Here is a 19763-nt window from a genome sequence, read left to right as displayed (position 1 = left end):
ATGGCTACATTATTAGAAAAAACACGTCAAGTGAACGAGCTTTTGCAAAAAAATAATTTGTTTGACGTACAAGCAGAACTTCCGTACAACAAAATGGCAATGATTTTAGGGGATATTTTAGAAAGTAATGCGTATATTATTAGCAGTTCAGGGGATTTGTTGGGGTATACTGAAAAATTAGATGTTAATAATGCCCGTATCAAAAATATGTTTAAAGAGAAAAAATTTCCTCAAGGATACACCGAGGCCGTGGATATGCTCAAAGTAACCGAAGCCAATATTCCAATAGATAGTGATTTAACTGCATTTCCTTTTGAATCACGAGAGCTGTATCCGTTTGGGTTAACCACTATTGTGCCTTTGTACGGTGCTGGCAAACGCTTGGGTACGATTATTTTAGCGCGTGTTGAAAAATCCTTTAACGAGGATGATTTAGTGTTAGCTGAATATAGTGCGACCGTTGTCGGCATGCAAATTTTGTATCATCAATCCAGAACAATTGAAGCAGAAGTTCGCAGTGCGACTGCCGTGCAAATGGCCATCAACACTCTTTCCTATAGTGAATTAAAAGCCGTCCATGCCATTTTTGAAGCCTTAGATGGCGAAGAAGGTCGTTTAACTGCTTCAAGTATTGCAGATGAAATAGGCATTACTCGTTCCGTAATTGTGAATGCCTTAAGAAAATTAGAATCAGCTGGAATTATTGAATCACGTTCTCTTGGTATGAAAGGGACTTATTTAAAAGTATTAAATCAACAATTTATTAAAGAGTTGGAAAAATAAGCAATTGCTCGTATCAACTAGGAGGACAACGCAATGACTGTACAAATTGAAAATGAATTTCTAATCGCAACATTTGCTGAAGAAGGAGCAGAATTAGTAAGTTTACAATCAAAAGAAACCGGCATTGAATATATTTGGCAAGGAAATCCTGAATTTTGGGCCCGCCATGCGCCCGTACTTTTTCCGATTGTCGGTCGTCTAAAAGAAGATACGTATATGTACCAAAATCAAGCGTATCATTTAACTCAACATGGTTTTGCTCGTGATCAAGTATTTGATTTTAGTGAAAAAGGTGGAGAAGAAGTTTCTTTTTCACTAAAATCAACAAAAGAAACCAAGAAGAAGTATCCTTTTGATTTTGAACTAGTGATTACTTATACATTAGAACATCAAGAATTGACTGTAAACTACCAAGTAGAAAACACAGGGAAAGAAGAGATGTATTTTGGGATTGGTGGTCATCCAGCCTTTAATGTACCTTTAGAATCTTCACTAACGTTTGAAGATTATTATCTAAGTTTTTCACCTAAAAAATCACGGACACAGATTCCCTTAGCAGGCCCGTTTATTGATTTAGCGAATAAAACGCTAGCCCAAACGAATACCAGCTTTGACTTAACGCATCAATTATTTGAAAATGATGCAATGATTTTTGAAACAAAAGGTCAAACAGCAATTACGATTGCCACAGACGAAAGTGACCATCAAGTCACTTTGAGTTATCCAGAAATGCCTTTTGTGGGGATTTGGTCACCGACACCGAAAGAAGCGCCTTTTGTCTGTATCGAACCTTGGTGCGGGATTGCTGATGCTGTCGACGCAACTGGCCAACTCGCTGAAAAATTTGGCATCAATAAGTTACCAGCTAACGAACTATTTAAAACACAGTATATGATTAGTGTAAAATAAAGAAAAAGGCTGTGAACATTATTTGTTCACAGCCTTTTTCTTTATTTTTTTGCACGTAAGCCAAAAGAAAGGCGACTTTCTGTTCCATTTTTAATTCGCTGAATGTTTTCACGATGACGGACAAAGATAAAAGTAGTCAAAGCAATCGCAATCACGGTTAATAACCAGTTAAATGTTGGTAAAATAGCTGGGACAGTGAAAGGCAAAATAATAGTAGAAAGTGTAATTAGTACAGCGCTAATCATACTTGTTAAACTCACCATACTGGTTAGATACAGACAAATCACAAAAATAAGAGCAGAATAAATAAAAAATGTGGGGCTGTATGCTAATAACATGCCAGCGCTAGTGGCTACGGCTTTACCACCTTTGAAATTGGCAAAAATAGGGAAGGTATGCCCTAAAACAGCTGCTACCCCAAAGAAGAGCGGATTCACGCCTTGTAAACCAAACAAATAGGGTAATGAAGTGGCTAACGTTCCTTTCAAGATATCCATTAATAATACCGTAATTCCGGCAGGTTTCCCTAAGACACGAAATGTATTGGTTGTTCCTGTATTCCCACTCCCAAATTGGCGTATATCTTTTTTAAAGAAAAGTTTACCAATCCAAACACCTGAGGGAATCGAACCTAATAAATAGGCAACAAGTAACAAAATGACGATTTTCATCAAGTTAACCTCTTTCTTATTCAAACTAGGATTTATTTTATCATGAATAGAAAAACGGAACAACGTCTAATAACTAAAACAAGAAAAGTTTTTCTTTTGCTTGAGGAAGCGTTGACAAATGGTTGATAACCGTTATAATAAATGTGTGTCATTAGACAAAGACGTCTAATCACTGGTTTGAAAATTAGTTATCAACGAAGATACAATATATATGTACTTATGAAGTGTCAGGGAAAGAGGTGCGAATCCTCTACAGACCTACCTACTGTATGGTGGATGAAACCAATAAGACCACAGATTATTCTGGAAGGATTGGGAGTAAGAAGAAGCTAAGTCAGGATACCGGCTTGATAAGTCTAATCATTCTTTTGTAGGAAAAAGAAGGGGCTTTGAAGATAACTGGCTGAGTATATCATTAGCATAGTTAAGTGACTGCTTTTTTTCTATTGGAGAAAAAAGTGGTTTTTTTGTATTGTTTTGACGTTGAGACAAAGGAGGTTCATTTCAGAAAATTTTCCCCAAAATAAAATAGACGAATGCGAGGATGAAAAAATGAAAAAATTTACTTTAACAATGATGACTTTAGGTTTAGTAGCAACACTTGGCTTAGCAGGGTGTGGTAAACAGGAAAAGAAAGCAACTACCTCTTCTGAAAAAACAGAAGTAACGTTACCAACCAAAGACCGTAGCGGCAAAGAAATTACTTTACCCAAAGAAGCAACCAAAATTATTTCCCTAGTGCCATCAACAACAGAAGTGATTGAAGACTTAGGTAAAACCGACCAATTAATCGCAGTTGATACTCAAAGTAGCACAATGATGACTGATTTAAAAAAATTACCACAAATGGATATGATGGCTGTCGATGCAGAAAAATTGATTGCCTTGAAACCACAAATTGTTTATGTGAATGACATCAATTTAGCTAGCTCAGAAAGTGTTTGGAAACAAGTGGAAGATGCTGGAATTACAGTCGTTAATATCCCCACTAGTACAAGCATCAAAGCAATCAAAGAAGACGTCCAATTCATCGCGGATAGCTTATCTGAACATGAAAAAGGACAAAAGTTAATCAAAACAATGGATCAAGAAATCGACGAAGTAGCCAAAATTGGGAAAACTATTAAAAAACCAAAAACTGTTTTGTTTGAAGTGGCTGCCTTACCAGACATTTATAGTTTTGGTAATGGGACATTTTTAAATGAAATGATTGAAACAATTGGGGCAAAAAATGTTTTGGCAAATGAAAAAGGCTGGTTACCAGTGACAGAAGAAGCGGCCATTGCTGCAAAACCAGAAGTCATTTTAACCAATGTTAACTATATGAAAGATCCCGCCAAAGAAATTTTAGCTCGTAAAAACTGGGAAAGCGTTCCAGCAGTTCAAAACAAAGAAGTTTTCGAAATTGATAACATGTCTAGCTCTTTACCAAATAACCACATTACCAAAGCATTAAAACAAATGGCAAAAGCTGTTTATCCAGAGGAATACAAGGATTTAAAAGATGAGTAAAAAAACGTGTCTCATACTGATGCTCTTGATCAGTATGAGCATGCTCTTTTTGGGTATTAAAATTGGAAGTGTTCAGATTTCGTTAACGGATTTGCTTCAAATTTTAGTGAAAAAGACGGTTTCAGAAGACGGGATTTTAGAGGGAATCATCTGGAATGTTCGGTTACCGCGTGTCGTGATGGCCTATCTCGTGGGCGCAGGCTTAGCAGTAAGTGGCACGGTGATGCAATCGCTCTTAGGTAATCCTTTAGCTTCTTCGTATACTTTGGGCGTATCAGCGGGAGCATCCTTAGGCGCTGCGTTAATCATGGTAACTGGAGTAACTGCTTCGATCTTAGGGGCATTTTTATTGCCTTTAACTGGTTTTATCTTTGGCTTAGCAACGGTCTTTTTAGTTTTGTTATTTACGCAAACAATGGATAGTCAAATGTCCAATCAAACAGTTGTTTTAGTGGGAATGATTATGACCTTGTTTGTCGGTGCTATTTTGACGTTGATTACAGCACTTTTCCAAGATTATTTGAAACAATTAGTCTTTTGGCAAATGGGTAGTTTTTCTGGCAGTAATTGGCAAAAAATTGCTATTTATTGTCCAATCTTGCTTGTCAGCAGTCTGTTTCTTTGGTTTGATGCCAACGCATTGGATGTTCTCGGTTTAGGAGAAGAACATGCGATGTTAGCGGGAGTAGAAGTCAAAACAGCAAAACTACGCATTATTCTTTTGGCTAGTTTATTGGCAGGAAGTGCGGTTTCATTTGTCGGTGTGATTGGTTTTGTTGATTTAATAGCACCACATATTGTCCGTCGCTATTTAGGGGCGACTCATCGCTGGCTGATTCCCGGTTCAGCAATCTTAGGTGGGACCATCATGGTACTAGGGGACACAATTGCCCGCACGATTTTATCACCAAGAGAAATTCCCATCGGGGCCGTAACAGCCTTGATTGGAGCGCCATTCTTCTTGTATATTTACTTTAAAAAAAGGGGCGTTGCTGCATGATTGAATTAAAAAAAACAGCTGTAACGCTCCAACAAACCCCCATTTTAAAAGATATTTCCCTCGTTTTTCCGACAGGTAGTAAAACTTGTATTTTAGGTCCAAATGGTTGCGGTAAAACGACACTTTTAAAAACGATTGCCGGACTTGTCCCTTATAGTGGTTCTGTTTTAATTGATGGTCAAGAAGTTCATGGACAAAAGCGGAAGGAATTGGCAACGAAAGTAGCGATGATGAGTCAATTCACGACAGTTGCTTTTGATTATACGGTTTACGAAACAGTTTTGATGGGGGCGTATCGACAACAAGCACAACGTTTTTTACCGATTGTTTCTAAACAAGAAAAAGAACGAGTCCTTTATTATTTAGAACGCACGGGTTTATTGCCTTTAAAAGATAAAGTTGTCAATCAGCTTTCAGGAGGACAACAACAACGAGTATTTTTGGCTAAATTATTTGTACAAGATCCAGAAATTATTTTATTGGATGAACCCAATAATCATTTGGATATTCGGTATCAACAAGAATTGATTCAGCAGTTAAATGAGTGGAGTGCGCAAGAAGGGAAAACGTTAATCGGGGTGTTTCATGATATCCGTTTAGCGTTAACGCTAAGTGAAAAAATTGTGTTTATGAAGCAAGGGAAAGTGGCCGCGCAAGGTGATTTTCAAACGTTGGCTTCCAAAGAATTTTTACAAACGATTTTTGAAACAGATATTGTCTCCTATTTTCAGAAACAACATAAAGTTTGGGAAACTATTCAATAATTTTGACAAGTTTTTTGGAAACAGGTAAGATAAAGGCAAAGAATCAGAAACACAATGGCGTGTTTTAACAAATCGGCAAAGGAGCCCAAGACTAAGTACGTGATGGTACTTGCTTTGGGCTCCTTTTTTATGGAGGTAGCGATGAAACGAATCATTTTAATGGGAGCTATCGGTTGTGGCAAAACCACGTTATGTCAAGCTCTGCAAGGCAAAGAATTAATTTATGATAAAACACAGGCGGTGGAATTTCATACAGAAATGATTGATACACCGGGCGAGTTTATTTTGCATCGACAATATTATAATGCGTTAAACGTCACAGCGGCAGAAGCAGATGTGATTGGTTTGGTTCAAAGTGCTGTAGAAACACAACAAGTTTTTTCACCAGGATTTGGTAGTATTTTCCCGAAAGAAATCATTGGTATTTTAACCAAGATTGATTTAGCACAAGATTCTCAGCAGTTAGAGATTGTTCGGCAACAATTAAAAAGTGCGGGTGCAACAAGAATTTTTGAAATTTCTTCTGTTGAAAAAATTGGCTTGCAAGAATTAGTAGATTATTTAGAGGAGGATGAAGCAGAATGAAAATTTATACAAAAACTGGCGATAAGGGAATGACGAAATTAGTCGGCAGCTCAACCGTCGCTAAGGATTCTGATCGAGTTGAAAGTTATGGAACGATTGATGAATTGAATTCTTGGGTGGGCTATATTATCAGCCAACTTCCACAAGAAAATCAAGAAATTAAAGAAGAACTAGAAGCTTTACAACATTTACTTTTTGATGCGGGAACAGATTTGTCAACACCGATTGAAGCACAACGACCATTTAAATTACAAAAGGCAAGTGTGCATTGGCTAGAACAGCGGATTGATTTCTACACTGCACAATCACCAGATATTGATCGTTTTATTTTACCTGGCGGAACCCCAGCAGCCAGTATGGTTCATGTGGCTCGGACGACTGCACGGCGCGCAGAACGCATCATTGTGCGTTTAAATTGGACAGCCAAAATTAACGAAGAGGTATTAATTTTTACCAATCGTTTATCAGATTATTTTTATGCGTTGGCTCGCTATTTAAATGTTCAAGCACAACGACCTGATGTTTTTTATGAACGAAGCGAAAAGGTTTTCCATAAAATTAAAGAAGATGGATTGTAAACAGTTGCTTTTCTAAAAAACTTATGGTAAATTTCAGATAGATTAAACGAATATTTTATGAAAAATATGAATGGAAGCCAGTGAGAATCTGGCACGGTCCCGCCACTGTGAAGAAGCAAGGTTGCTTTTAAGTCAGGTCTTTTCATTTTTTCATTATTGGGCATGCTGTTTCGAGGCAAAACAGGATGTTTCTTAACAACGCTTGTGTTGAAAATCCAGCCCAAGATATTTGTATTAATCCAATTAATGGCACGAGGAAGTGCTTTTGGGAATTTTGGGCTGGTCTTTCAATGTTGAAGGAGATTTCAGGTACAATGACGTACTGCTATATTCCCTTTTTTTATTGACAATTAATTAAAGGCGTTGTACTCTATGGATAAGGTTTCGTGTACAATGGCGTATACATAAGGAAGCAAAGACGCTTCAGACAGATGATTTTTCGTTTGTTTGAAGTGTCTTTTTGTATTTTATTAAGGAGGAATTGAGATGAAAACAATTCATTTCCCTACCGAACTATGGGTAGGAGAAGGCGCATTAGCCAATTTGGAAACACTTCATGATAGACGTGTTTTCATTGTCACAGATCCATTCATGGTTGACTCTGGATTTGTGAATGAAGTGACAAAGCATTTAACAAAAAGTGAATGGCAAATTTTTAGTGATATCATCCCCGATCCACCAATTGATAAGATTGCTGCGGGAATTAAGCATTTAGCGACATTTCAAGGAGATACGATATTAGCTTTAGGTGGGGGATCCGCTATTGATGCGGCCAAAGCAATGAAATTTTTTGGCAAACGTACTTTGCAAACTCAGATTGCTGAGTTTATTGCGGTTCCTACAACTAGTGGAACTGGTTCAGAAGTTACGAATTTTTCAGTGATTACGGTTGCTGAAACTGGCACCAAAATCCCGCTTGTAACGGATGAAATTCAACCAGAAATTGCGATTTTAGATACAAATTTAGTGATGAGTGTCCCACCAAAAATCACAGCGGATACAGGAATGGACGTCTTAACGCATGTTATTGAAGCGTATGTTTCAACAGAAGCAAATCCGATTTCAGATGCGTTGTGCGAAAAAGTCGTTCGCTTAGTATTCGACAATTTAGAAATAGCCTTTAATGAGGGTAGCAACCAACAAGCCCGTGAAAATATGCATTTAGCTTCATGTATGGCAGGGATGGCGTTTAATGTTACTTCGTTAGGCTTGAATCACGGTATTGCTCATGCGGCCGGTGCACGTTTACATGTGCCACATGGACGAATGAATGCAATGCTCTTACCTGAAGTCATTGCATATAACAGTGGCTTAGCGAATGGCAAAGTCACCAACGAACCAACAGCTAAACGTTATGCGCAGTTAGCAAATTGTCTAAATGATACACAGACAACCAATGCACGGATTGGTGTTCAACAATTTATTCGACAAATCAAGCAACTCCGTCAAAAATTAAACATGCCTGCCACTTTTAGTGACTATGGTTTACCAAAAGAAGAAGTCCAGGCTGCAATCCCAAAAATAGCTGAAGGCGCATTGATGGATGGCTGCACCAAAACAAATCCTGTCCAACCAACAGCAGCAGAAGTGACAAAAATTTTAAATTCTATCTTATAAGCGATTGACAGGATGAAATCGATAACATATAATGTGGGTAGCACAACGGCGTGCTTCAAAATTTAAGAGCAAAGAAGCTCCTTAGTAGAAAGCGAAAGTGGAACCTTTACGTTTTTTATTGAGGATTTTTTATTTGCTAAATTAAAGGAGCGAGTCTGGTTGGAAGAAAAACAACGAATGATTCAAGAATATGTTCCTGGGAAACAAGTAACGTTAGCGCACATCATTGCTAGTCCTAATAAAGAAATTTATACAAAATTAGGATTGCCAGAAGGAACCAGCAATGCACTAGGTATTTTGACAATCACTCCGAGCGAAGCGGCAATTATCGCTGTTGATATTGCGACTAAAAGCGGAGATATCCAAATCGGTTTTATTGATCGTTTTTCTGGATCGGTAGTCATTTCTGGTGACGTAAGCTCAGTGGAAGCAGCCTTACAAGCGGTGATTGAAGGTTTACAACAGATTTTAAACTTTTCTGTAACTTGTAAAATTACCAGAACATAGCGTTGAAAGGACAAGGGCGTGAAGAAAATGGATGGACGAATTGTAATAGTCGATGATGAACCTATTACGAGACTCGATATTCGTGATATTGTGATAGAAGCAGGGTACGAAGTAGTCGGTGAAGCAGCTGATGGTTTTGAAGCAATTGAAGTATGTAAAAAAACACAACCTGATCTAGTATTAATGGACATTCAAATGCCAATTTTAGATGGTCTAAAAGCAGGTAAAAAAATTGTTCAAGACCAACTAGCCAGTAGTATTGTCTTTTTATCTGCATACAGTGACGTACAAAATACGGACAAAGCTAAAAAATTAGGCGCACTGGGTTATTTAGTTAAACCTCTAGATGAAAAATCATTAATACCTACAATTGAAATGAGCATTGAACGAGGCAAACAAACGCAGCTGTTACTAAATCAAATCGATAAATTAAGTTTAAAATTAGAAGAACGTAAAATTATCGAAAAAGCCAAAGGTATTCTTGTAAAAGAAAATCATATATCGGAAGAAGAAGCCTACCAAATGTTGCGTACGTTAAGTATGAACAAACGCGCACGTATGAGTGAAATTGCAGAATTGATTGTAATGGATGATGAATAAATGAAACGATTAGAGCAATTATGTCACCAATATACCAATCTTTCAGAATCAGACATTAAAGAATTACAACGTACAGCACGTTATCTTTCTTCGACGACACTGTATCAAAGTGCAGATGTTTTTATTGATGTGTATAAGGAAATGTCACAGCAAGCACTAGTCGTTTATCATAAGCCGCCTGCGAAGACAACTTCTTTATATAGCGGAGATGTCGTCGGGATGGAAGCTTTATTAAAAAATGAACCTGGTGTTCTGCGTACCATGCAAACTAGCTTAAATAGCATTGGTTTGTTAGCAGTGACTCAGGAAAATCGTTTGATTAAGCAAAATATCTATCCCATTCGCAATGAACATCGAACGATTGGTGTCATTATTGTCGAGATTGCGGCAGATGAAGAGATTCAAGCGGACTTACAAAAAGAGGAGCTAAATAACTGCCAGTTAGCAAAAGTAGCGAAATCAACTAGTCAAGTCGACGCATTATTTATTGATCAATTGGCAGAAGCCGTTTTGATTTTTGATGCGGCGGGTCACTTATTAATTACCAATCACAATGCACAAGAGCTTTATCGCAAACTTGGTTATCGGGATAATATCATTGGAATGAGTTATGACAATTTGTCCATCGATTATACAACTTTTGAATATGTGTTGTATCAAATGAAATATAAAATGAGTAATCAACCAATTGAAAGCAAAACGACCTACCTTAATTATTATTTTAAGGTTCGGAAAGTGTGGTTGGCATCAGAAGAACAACTGATTATGATTATTCAAGACAATACAGAATTTAAAGAAAAAGAAGCGGAAATTATTTCCAAATCTGTTGCGATTCGTGAAATTCATCATCGTGTTAAAAATAACTTGCAATCGGTGGTTTCCTTATTGCGTATTCAAGAACGGCGAACGCAAAGCCCCGAAGCAAAGAAAGTCCTTCATGAAAGTGTCAATCGAATTATGGCGATTGCAGCCACCCATGAATTGCTGTCAAAACAAGTCAAAGATGACGTTGCTTTACGGCAAACATTGGAAGCAGTGATGTATAATTTTAGACATCTTTTTCAAGGCGCACAACCCATTGAGATGATGATGGATGTTGATCCAGCCATTATGGTTTCTAGCGAACAAATGGTTACCATTTCCCTTGTTGTCAACGAACTATTACAAAACATTTTTGATCATGCATTTGAGCCACAAACAAGTGGCGTTGTTAAACTTAGTGGAACATTAGATAATAAAATGATTACCATTACTGTTACAGATAATGGTAAAGGCTATGATGTTCATCAAAGTAACGAGACCAGTTTAGGTTTGATGATTGTCAAAAGCTACGTAAAAGATAAATTAAAAGGAAAAATTACAATTGAATCCAATAAACAGGGAACTAAAACCTGTTTCTATTTCGAACAGAACACCAGTGATGTTGTTCATTGATTAAGCAAAGGCGCTTAAAGAAAAGTAGAAAGAAATTTTCTAACGATTCTTTAAGTGCCTTTTTGTATGCAAAAGGAGGCGAGTCAGGCGATGTCGAAGGAAACACTTTTAACCGTAGGGATTGATTTAGGGACGTCTACAACCCAATTAGTCTTGTCAGAATTAACTGTTGAAAATTTTGCCTCTGCGTTTACAGTACCACGTATCAGCATTTCTGATAAAAAAGTCATTTACCGAAGTGACATTATCTTTACACCCTTACTTAACCAATCAGAAATTGATGCAGAACCTATCAAAGCGTTTGTAGCGGAGCAATATCGCCAAGCAGGCATTCATAAACAAGATATTCAAATGGGTGCGGTAATTATCACAGGTGAAACTGCTCGAAAAAGCAATGCCAACAATGTGCTACGAGCACTTAGTGGCTATGCAGGTGATTTTGTCGTTGCTACGGCTGGTCCTGATTTAGAAAGTATCATTGCCGGGAAAGGCGCTGGTGCTCAAACTTATTCTGAAACGAAACGCAAACCGGTGGTTAATTTAGACATTGGTGGTGGAACGACAAATTTAGCTGTCTTTAAAGATGGTGAAGTGATTGACACGGCTTGTTTTGACATTGGCGGACGCTTAATTAAATTAGATCAACAACAAAAAATCACCTATATAGCTCCGAAGATTCAAGAAATTATAAATAAAAAAGGGCTAACCTTGCACCTTGGTGACCAAGCCACCGAACAAAACTTACTGCCAATTATTTCGGAATTAGTTGCCGTGTTAGAAAATAGCATTGGCTTGGGGACACAAAGTCCGTTCTACCAGTTATTAGTAACGAACCATCCACTACGAAAAGGTGAGGAATTACCAATTGTAACATTTTCTGGTGGTGTGGCTGATTGCTTAAATACGACAAGTACGAATCTCTTTAAATATGGGGACATCGGCTTACTTTTAGGGAAATACTTGAGAAAGTCACTGATTTTTTCGGAAAAAGAAGTCTTAGAAAGCGCAGAAACAATCCGAGCGACGGTCGTCGGAGCAGGTTCACACACTGCTGAAATTAGCGGAAGCACGATCGCTTATCGTGAGCAAATTTTGCCGGTAAAAAATATCCCAATTCTAAAATTAGCGCAAGAGGATGAAACCCTTACTGTGACAGAATTAGGCCAGCGAATCCAAGAAAAACTCAATTGGCATCGTATTGAAGAAACACCCCAGATTGCCCTAGCAATTAGAGGCATGAGCAATCCAACATTTGCTGATATTCAACGCTATGGTCAAGGGATTGTGGAAGGATTAGCTAGTTTAGTTGCTGAACAAATTCCCATTATTGTTATGGTGGATGAAGACATGGCGAAAGCTTTAGGGCATGCCTTAAGTGCCCATCTGCCAAAAGACTATCCGTTTATCTGTCTTGATTCGGTCAAAGTAGAAAACGGTGATTATGTAGATATCGGTTTACCAGTGGCAGAAGGAGCCGTCCTTCCAGTCATTGTTAAGACCTTAGTATTTAATTAAAAAGGAGCGACACAAAGATGATTTTAAAAACCAAACTATTTGGCAAAGTCTATCAATTTACATCTGTTAAAGAAGTCTTAGCCAAAGCCAATGAAGAAAAGTCTGGCGACAAGTTAGCTGGCGTAGCTGCTAATTCAGCCGAAGAACGCGTGGCAGCGAAAGTCGTTTTATCGGAATTGTCCTTAAATGACTTGTTTAACAATCCCGTTGTTGATTATGACGAAGACGAAGTGACACGCATTATTATTGACCAAGTCAATATGCGAATTTTTGAAAGTATTAAACATTGGACAGTCGCAGAATTACGCGAATTTATCTTATCTTCGGAAACAACCGATTTTGATATCAAACGAATTTCCCGTGGACTAACTTCAGAAATGATTGCTGCTGTCTGTAAATTAATGTCCAACATGGATCTAATTGTTGGCGCAAAAAAAATCAATATTGAAAAAACCGCCAACACAACGATTGGCCGTCCCGGAACTTTTTCGAATCGTTTACAGCCAAACCATCCAACCGATAATGTCGATGGCATTATGGCATCAGTTATGGAAGGTCTTTCTTATGGCGCCGGTGATGCTTTAATTGGTTTGAATCCTGTTGATGATTCTACAGAAAGTGTTAAACGAATCTTAAACAAATTTGAAGAGTTCCGCAGCGAATGGGAAATTCCAACACAAACTTGCGTGCTTGCTCACGTAACGACACAAATGGAAGCCATGCGTCAAGGCGCGCCAACTGGCTTAGTCTTTCAATCCATCGCTGGTTCAGAAAAAGGAAACACAGCATTTGGTTTAAATGCAGAAATTTTAGCTGAAGCACAAGATTTAGCGCTTCACAGTGGTCAAGCAGCTGGTCCTAATGTGATGTATTTTGAAACAGGTCAAGGCTCAGAACTTTCTTCTGAAGCGAACTTTGGCGCAGACCAAGTCACAATGGAAGCGCGTTGTTATGGCTTAGCCAAAAAATTTGATCCGTATATTGTAAATACTGTTGTCGGCTTTATTGGACCAGAATATCTTTACGATTCAAAACAAGTCATCCGCGCTGGTTTAGAAGATCATTTCATGGGCAAATTAACTGGAATTTCAATGGGCTGTGATGTCTGCTACACCAACCATATGAAAGCTGATCAAAATGATATGGAAAACTTAGCAATGTTATTAGCAACAGCTGGTTGTACGTATATCATGGGGATTCCTCATGGCGATGATGTCATGTTAAATTATCAAACAACTGGGTTCCATGAAACTGCGACGATTCGTGAAACATTAGGCTTACGTCCAATTAAAGAATTTGAAGAATGGATGGAAAAAATGGGCTTAATGGAAAACGGAAAATTAACAAGTCGCGCTGGCGATGCATCTGTATTTATTAAATAAACGAGGTGAGAATACAAATGAACGAAAAAGAATTAAAAGAAATGATTGCCGGAATTTTAACAGAAATGGTCGCTGACAATCAAGCGGTTTCGACTGCCACTGTGACTGCTGAAGAAAAACCAGTCACAACACACGTCACTGAAACGACAGAAATTGAAGAAGGCCTAATTCCTGACATTACTGAAGTAGATTTACGTAAACAATTACTATTGAAAAATGCCGTTGATCCTGAAGCACTATTAAAAATGAAAGCTTTCTCGCCAGCTCGTTTAGGCGTTGGTCGTGCAGGGACGCGTTATATGACTAGTTCAACATTACGTTTCCGAGCGGACCATGCGGCAGCACAAGATGCGGTCTTTTCAGACGTAAGCGAAGACTTGGTAAAAGAAATGAATTTTATTTCTACAAAAACAATCTGTAACAGTAAAGATGAATATTTAACACGTCCAGATTATGGTCGTCAATTTGATGAAGAAAATAGTGAAATCATTCGGAAAAATACGACACCAAAAGCCAAAATCCAAATGGTCGTAGGGGATGGCCTTAGTTCAGCTGCTATCGAAGCGAATATTAAAGAAGTCCTACCAGCAATTAAACAAGGATTAAACATGTACAACTTAGATTTCGACAATGTAGTTTTTGTTAAATATTGTCGTGTGCCAGCAATGGATAAAATTGGTGAAATCACTGACGCTGATGTTGTTTGTTTGCTAGTTGGCGAACGTCCTGGTTTAGTAACAGCTGAATCTATGAGTGCCTACATTGCTTACAAACCAACTGTCGGTATGCCAGAAGCACGGCGGACAGTTATTTCAAATATTCACAAAGGTGGGACACCGGCTGTTGAAGCAGGGGCCTACATTGCCGAAATTATCAAAAAAATGTTAGACAAGAAAAAATCTGGTATTGATTTAAAAGAAGCTGAATAAAGGAGGATTTCTCATGAAAAATGATCGTCTAGGCGCAAATGTCCTAAGTATGAAAGTCATTCCCAATGTCGATCCGGCATTAGCAAAAGAATTATCATTGAAACCAGAACATCGCTCATTAGGAATTGTTACTTCAGATTGTGATGATGTCACTTATGTTGCATTAGATGAAGCAACCAAAGCCGCCGATGTTACTGTAGTTTACGGTAAAAGTATGTATGCTGGCGCAGCAAATGCTTCAACCAAATTAGCCGGTGAAGTGATTGGCATTATTGCTGGTCCGAGTCCTGCCGAAGTCAATAGTGGCTTGAGTGTCATTACGCAAGTCATTGAAGAAGAAGCCAGCTTCTATAGTGCTAACGAAGATGACAGCATTGTTTATTTTGCACATGTAGTATCAAGAACGGGTAGCTTTTTATCTGAACAAGCGAATATTCCTGAAGGTGAAGCGATTGCTTATCTGATTGCACCACCGCTAGAAGCAATGGTTGGCTTAGATGCAGCAATGAAAGCTGCCGATGTTCAAATGGGTGTCTTTTATGGCCCACCTTCTGAAACGAACTTTGGCGGCGCCTTATTGACAGGTAGTCAATCTGCATGTAAAGCTGCTTGCAGTGCGTTTGAACAAGTCATTCAAAATATCGCTGACAATCCGTTGAGTTATTAAGGATGTGACCTGAATGAAAGCATTAGGAATGGTCGAAGTCAAAGGATTTTTAGGTGCCATTAGTGTGGCCGATGCGGCATTGAAAGCCGCCGACGTTACTTTGTTAAAAGCTGAAATTATTAATGGCGGTTTAACAACTGTGGAACTGATTGGTGACGTTGCCGCGGTCCAAGCTGCCGTTGAAGTAGGCACGGAAGTAGCTAAAGAATTAAATTGTTTAATTGCTCATCATGTGATCTCACGGGTTGATGCTCAAACGGAAGTAATTTTATCAGATCCAGAACCCAAGTCAGCACCTGAACCGATGGAACAAATAGAAGTAATTGAAGAAGAGATTGAAACACCAGATTTGGAAGAACACACTGGCACACGCCAAAAATTAGAAACACAACGCGTGGTTGATTTACGCAAACAAGCCTACAAAATGAACCTAAGTAGTTTAAAGAAAAGTGAGATTAAATTTGCCAATAAAGAAGCTTTAATTCAAGCAATCATGGCTGAAATAGAAAGAAGTGAAGACGAGTGGAATTAGTAGATAAAGACTTACGTTCCATCCAAGAAACAAGAAATTTAATCAGAAAAGCCAAAGAGGCACAGCAAGTATTAGCAACATTTTCGCAAAAACAAATCGATGCGATTGTCCAAGCAGTTTCAGAGGCTACGTTTAACCAACGAGAAAAGTTAGCGAAAATGGCCAATGAAGAAACAGGATTTGGTATCTATGAAGATAAAATCATCAAAAATGCTTTCGCTTCAAAAGTAGTATATGACGAAATGAAGGACAAAGCTACAGTTGGTGTGATCCATGATGATGCTGCCAAAAAAGTCACTGAAATTGCTGTCCCAGTTGGTGTAATTGCAGGATTAATTCCTTCTACCAACCCGACATCAACAGTCATTTACAAAGCATTAATTTCATTAAAAGCTGCCAACAGCATTGTTTTTTCACCACATCCCAATGCGTTGAAATCGATTATTGAAACAGTGGAAATTATCCAAAAAGCGGCTATTGCTGCAGGGGCACCAGAAGGTTGTGTCTCGGTCATCAAAACGCCAACTATGCAAGCGACCAGCGAATTAATGAAAAATAAAGAAACAAATTTAATTTTAGCTACTGGTGGAAACGCAATGGTTAAAGCCGCGTACTCTTCTGGAACACCAGCAATCGGTGTTGGGCCTGGTAATGGACCAGCCTACATCGAACGAAGCGCAAATGTTCCTCATGCAGTGAAACAAATAATGGATTCAAAAACTTTCGATAACGGTACAATTTGTGCATCGGAACAATCAATTATTGTTGAAACTGTCAACCGTGAAGCGGTCAAAGAAGAGTTAATTAAGCAGGGCGCGTATTTCTTAAGTCCAGCCGAAGCCGACAAATTAGCTAAATTTATTTTACGACCAAACGGTACAATGAACCCGCAAATCGTGGGTCGTTCCGTTCAACATATTGCTTCATTGGTTGGTTTATCTATTCCAAAAGATCGCCGCTTAATTGTTGCCGAGGAAACACATGTAGGCTTGAAATATCCATTTTCAAGAGAAAAATTGGCACCGATTATTGCTTTCTATACAGTTGAAAACTGGGAAGCAGCTTGCGCGTTATCAATTGAAATTTTGAAAGGTGAAGGTGCGGGTCATACGATGGGTATTCACACAGAAAACAAAGAAGTCATTCGTGAATTTGGCTTAAGAAAACCCGTCTCTCGTTTGCTTGTTAACACCTCTGGTACACTTGGCGGAATTGGTGCTTCAACTAACTTAGTGCCAGCATTAACACTTGGTTGTGGCGCAGTTGGTGGCAGCTCAACTTCTGATAATATTGGGGTTGAAAATCTGTTCAATTTACGTCGTGTTGCATATGGCGTGCGTGATTTAGAAGAGATTCGTCAAGAATTTGGTCAAACATCAACCACATCTGTGGCTACTTCTTGTGAAACAACCAATCAAGAAGAACTAGTAAATGCCGTGGTAGCCCAAGTTTTAGCTCGCTTAAACTAACAAGAAACGAGCGAGTAAGAGTAAAACAAATAAATTATTGGATTTAGGGTTTGGGACCTAAGTCAAATTGCTAATTGTCCCAAATTTTTAAAAATAAAACATACATCTTAGGAGGAAATTATAATGTCAAGTACAAATGCTTTAGGAATGATCGAAACTCGTGGTTTAGTAGGTGCTGTTGAAGCAGCCGATGCAATGGTGAAAGCGGCAAACGTTACTTTAATTGGAAAAGAACAAGTCGGTGGCGGTTTAGTTACAGTAATGGTTCGCGGTGACGTTGGTGCCGTGAAAGCAGCAACAGATGCTGGTGCTGCTGCAGCAGAACGTGTTGGCGAATTATTATCTGTCCATGTAATTCCACGTCCACATACAGAAGTAGACGCTATTTTACCACACGCAACAACTGAATTATAATTTTGATTTTTTGGGGCAGAGGTAGGTTCATTACTTCTGTCCTAAACTTTCATTGAGGAGGGGTGTTATGACAGTTATTACAGAAGATATGCTTCGCATCAAAAGGCTAAAAAAAGAACTAGAAGATGGCACGGATTTTGTGTTTCCTGTAGGCAGTTTTCTGACGCCAGCCGCCAAAAGCTATCTACGCGAGCATCGGATTAATAGCAGCTTCTCTTCAACAAACCCATTGCTTTCTGAGGTTCATTCAGTGAAGGCCTCCTCACAAAAACAAGAACATTTATCAAAAGAAACAATTTATGAGATTCGGCACTTAAGCCATCTATTGTATTTGCCTTTCTTAACGAATGAAGCGTTATCAACAGAAGGTTGGTTATATTTCGAACAACAACAACTGTGGTTAGAGAAATTTATTTTAGAACAGTCGCTCGTAATGGAACCAGTCATTTTGGAATCAAAGGTAACTATTCTAACTAACCAACAGAGACAATGGCGCTATTCCTCAAAAGAAATTCAATTACAACTAGATAAAATTATTCTCCAGTTAAAAGGAGAATCACAACTGTTCGGCCTTTTTCAATCTTGGGCTACAGAATTAATTAGCACCATGGCTGAAATATCACGAAACTAGGAGATGAACAAATTGGATTCAATGAATGAAATTGTTGAAGAAGTTGTTAAACGAATTCAGCAACAACAACAAAATACTTTTGAAGTTGAAGCTTCTGGCCGACATGTTCATTTGTCTCGTCAAGAGATTGATGCATTATTTGGACCAGGATATCAACTAACAAAAGTGAAAGATTTATCCCAACCTGGACAGTTCGTTTGTAAAGAACGAATTACGGTTGCTGGACCTAAAGGACTTTTTCAAAATGTGGTTATTTTAGGCCCTGAACGTAGCGAATCACAAGTCGAAGTTTCTATGACGGATACGCGTATTTTAGGAATTAATGCCCCAGTTAGAGAGAGTGGCAAGACAGAAGGGACACCTGGCGTCACGCTGATAAACGGATCAGCAGTTGTGACATTAAGTCACGGCTTAATTGTTGCCAAACGTCATATTCACATGACACCAGAAGATGCCTTAAAAAATAAAGTAAGCAATAGCCAAATTGTGCAAGTCAAAGTGGAAGGCACACGTCCGTTAATCTTTGATGATGTGGTTGTACGAATCAGTCCGCGATTTGCAACGTACATGCACATTGACTACGATGAAGCCAACGCTTGCGGCTTAACCAAAGGAGCTCGTGGCTATATTCTTAAGTAAAAGGAGGAAGGACAATGAACGTTTCTGAAATGGAAAATTTGATTCAACAGATTACTGATCAAATTTGTCAACAATTGCTGTCTTCGTCTTATTCAGTGGCTTTAGCAGAAGTAAAAGAAGCATTTCCAGAAGAAATGTTTGTTCGTTTTCCTGATGTAAATTGGGTAACCAAGGAGCAGAAGCTAGCACGAGGCTTGGTTGTAAAGAGGCTAACGCTTTCCCAAGTAAATGCGATTGCGCATTTACAGGAAACGGATGAATTAGTCAAAAACATCTTAGCATTCTTATTTGAAGGTAAGCCGGTATTGGTTTTAACCCCAATACCTTCAGTGACTAAAAATTCACGATTGAAGTATCGTTTGAAACAAACGATTCAGGAAAACGTGGACATGTGCCAACAGTTTGGGCTGATTTTTTATCATGATTCAGAAAATTACGCTATGTTTCAGGCGGCCTGTCAAAAACAACTTCGTTCTTTGGCTGAGACCAAACGAACCTACATTACTGAAAAACAATTGATAAGAATGACAGAATCAGGTGTTTCTTTAAGTAAAAATGCCTATTTAACCCCGTTAGCGAAAGATTATGCTAGGAAACATCAATTGCTGACGTAAGGAGGAAAAAC

The 19763-nt window shown here is 38.5% G+C and carries 22 protein-coding genes and 2 riboswitches; of the genes, 21 read left to right on the top strand and 1 reads right to left on the bottom strand.

Annotated elements, in window-relative coordinates:
- Both codY and IGK27_RS06800 read left to right on the top strand, forming a co-directional pair.
- Positions 1-783 carry a GTP-sensing pleiotropic transcriptional regulator CodY gene (codY, locus tag IGK27_RS06805; RefSeq protein WP_002357492.1) on the top strand — a complete coding sequence of 261 codons (783 nt, stop codon included), beginning with the start codon at positions 1-3 and terminating at the stop codon, positions 781-783.
- A 33-nt stretch (positions 784-816) separates the two neighbouring features.
- Positions 817-1692 (top strand): aldose 1-epimerase family protein, encoded by an 876-nt coding sequence (locus tag IGK27_RS06800; RefSeq protein ID WP_033626245.1) that lies wholly within the window; start codon positions 817-819, stop codon positions 1690-1692.
- Positions 1693-1733: 41 nt separating this feature from the next.
- Here IGK27_RS06800 and plsY read toward each other — a convergent pair whose 3' ends face one another.
- A complete protein-coding gene (gene plsY, locus IGK27_RS06795) occupies positions 1734-2363 on the bottom strand; it encodes a glycerol-3-phosphate 1-O-acyltransferase PlsY (protein ID WP_002360243.1) in 630 nt (209 codons plus the stop codon).
- Between the two features lie 205 nt (positions 2364-2568).
- A riboswitch (cobalamin riboswitch) is annotated at positions 2569-2728 on the top strand.
- Positions 2729-2846: 118 nt separating this feature from the next.
- Here plsY and IGK27_RS06790 point away from each other — a divergent pair.
- The 19 genes from IGK27_RS06790 (at position 2847) to IGK27_RS06700 (ending at position 19752) form a co-directional block, all read left to right on the top strand.
- Positions 2847-3875, top strand: a complete 1029-nt coding sequence (locus IGK27_RS06790) for an ABC transporter substrate-binding protein (protein ID WP_002382345.1) — start codon at positions 2847-2849, stop codon at positions 3873-3875.
- Positions 3868-4875, top strand: coding sequence for a FecCD family ABC transporter permease (locus tag IGK27_RS06785; RefSeq protein ID WP_002360246.1), 1008 nt, complete (start codon positions 3868-3870; stop codon positions 4873-4875). The genes IGK27_RS06790 and IGK27_RS06785 overlap by 8 nt, the downstream gene beginning before the upstream one ends.
- Positions 4872-5639, top strand: a complete 768-nt coding sequence (locus IGK27_RS06780; RefSeq protein ID WP_002357498.1) for an ABC transporter ATP-binding protein — start codon at positions 4872-4874, stop codon at positions 5637-5639. The genes IGK27_RS06785 and IGK27_RS06780 overlap by 4 nt, the downstream gene beginning before the upstream one ends.
- A 141-nt stretch (positions 5640-5780) precedes the next feature.
- Positions 5781-6224 (top strand): EutP/PduV family microcompartment system protein, encoded by a 444-nt coding sequence (locus tag IGK27_RS06775; protein ID WP_002363995.1) that lies wholly within the window; start codon positions 5781-5783, stop codon positions 6222-6224.
- Positions 6221-6802 (top strand): cob(I)yrinic acid a,c-diamide adenosyltransferase, encoded by a 582-nt coding sequence (locus tag IGK27_RS06770; protein WP_430596437.1) that lies wholly within the window; start codon positions 6221-6223, stop codon positions 6800-6802. The genes IGK27_RS06775 and IGK27_RS06770 overlap by 4 nt, the downstream gene beginning before the upstream one ends.
- A gap of 44 nt (positions 6803-6846) precedes the next feature.
- Positions 6847-6996, top strand: a riboswitch (adenosylcobalamin (AdoCbl) riboswitch).
- Between the two features lie 292 nt (positions 6997-7288).
- On the top strand, positions 7289-8419 hold the full coding sequence (locus IGK27_RS06765; RefSeq protein WP_002382342.1) for a 1-propanol dehydrogenase PduQ: 1131 nt from the start codon (positions 7289-7291) through the stop codon (positions 8417-8419).
- A 159-nt stretch (positions 8420-8578) separates the two neighbouring features.
- Entirely contained in the window at positions 8579-8926 is a 348-nt protein-coding gene (gene eutS / locus IGK27_RS06760; protein WP_002345864.1) for an ethanolamine utilization microcompartment protein EutS, read from the top strand.
- A gap of 27 nt (positions 8927-8953) precedes the next feature.
- Positions 8954-9526, top strand: coding sequence for an ANTAR domain-containing response regulator (locus IGK27_RS06755; protein ID WP_002357503.1), 573 nt, complete (start codon positions 8954-8956; stop codon positions 9524-9526).
- Positions 9527-10960: a sensor histidine kinase gene (locus IGK27_RS06750; protein ID WP_002357504.1), complete on the top strand. Its 1434-nt coding sequence runs from the start codon at positions 9527-9529 to the stop codon at positions 10958-10960.
- Between the two features lie 66 nt (positions 10961-11026).
- Complete coding sequence (gene eutA / locus IGK27_RS06745; protein ID WP_002382341.1) at positions 11027-12475, top strand: ethanolamine ammonia-lyase reactivating factor EutA; 1449 nt, start codon at positions 11027-11029, stop codon at positions 12473-12475.
- A gap of 17 nt (positions 12476-12492) precedes the next feature.
- Entirely contained in the window at positions 12493-13857 is a 1365-nt protein-coding gene (locus IGK27_RS06740; RefSeq protein WP_002357506.1) for an ethanolamine ammonia-lyase subunit EutB, read from the top strand.
- A 17-nt stretch (positions 13858-13874) separates the two neighbouring features.
- Positions 13875-14786 carry an ethanolamine ammonia-lyase subunit EutC gene (gene eutC / locus IGK27_RS06735; protein ID WP_002363986.1) on the top strand — a complete coding sequence of 304 codons (912 nt, stop codon included), beginning with the start codon at positions 13875-13877 and terminating at the stop codon, positions 14784-14786.
- Positions 14787-14799: 13 nt separating this feature from the next.
- Complete coding sequence (eutL, locus tag IGK27_RS06730) at positions 14800-15453, top strand: ethanolamine utilization microcompartment protein EutL (protein ID WP_002357509.1); 654 nt, start codon at positions 14800-14802, stop codon at positions 15451-15453.
- A gap of 13 nt (positions 15454-15466) precedes the next feature.
- A complete protein-coding gene (locus tag IGK27_RS06725; protein WP_002360254.1) occupies positions 15467-15985 on the top strand; it encodes a BMC domain-containing protein in 519 nt (172 codons plus the stop codon).
- Positions 15976-17454 (top strand): acetaldehyde dehydrogenase (acetylating), encoded by a 1479-nt coding sequence (locus IGK27_RS06720; protein ID WP_002357511.1) that lies wholly within the window; start codon positions 15976-15978, stop codon positions 17452-17454. The genes IGK27_RS06725 and IGK27_RS06720 overlap by 10 nt, the downstream gene beginning before the upstream one ends.
- Before the next feature lie 123 nt (positions 17455-17577).
- On the top strand, positions 17578-17868 hold the full coding sequence (locus IGK27_RS06715; protein ID WP_002357513.1) for a BMC domain-containing protein: 291 nt from the start codon (positions 17578-17580) through the stop codon (positions 17866-17868).
- 67 nt (positions 17869-17935) lie between these two features.
- Complete coding sequence (locus IGK27_RS06710; RefSeq protein ID WP_033626247.1) at positions 17936-18499, top strand: hypothetical protein; 564 nt, start codon at positions 17936-17938, stop codon at positions 18497-18499.
- A gap of 3 nt (positions 18500-18502) precedes the next feature.
- Positions 18503-19138, top strand: coding sequence for an ethanolamine utilization phosphate acetyltransferase EutD (gene eutD / locus IGK27_RS06705; RefSeq protein ID WP_033626248.1), 636 nt, complete (start codon positions 18503-18505; stop codon positions 19136-19138).
- Positions 19139-19152: 14 nt separating this feature from the next.
- Positions 19153-19752, top strand: a complete 600-nt coding sequence (locus IGK27_RS06700; protein ID WP_033626249.1) for a TIGR02536 family ethanolamine utilization protein — start codon at positions 19153-19155, stop codon at positions 19750-19752.
- Positions 19753-19763: the final 11 nt, after the last annotated feature.

This window comes from Enterococcus sp. DIV0236 (assembly GCF_050558525.1).
Taxonomy (GTDB): domain Bacteria; phylum Bacillota; class Bacilli; order Lactobacillales; family Enterococcaceae; genus Enterococcus; species Enterococcus faecalis.
The sequence above is the reverse complement of the archived record's forward strand: the minus strand, read 5'-3'. Positions and strand labels throughout refer to the sequence as shown.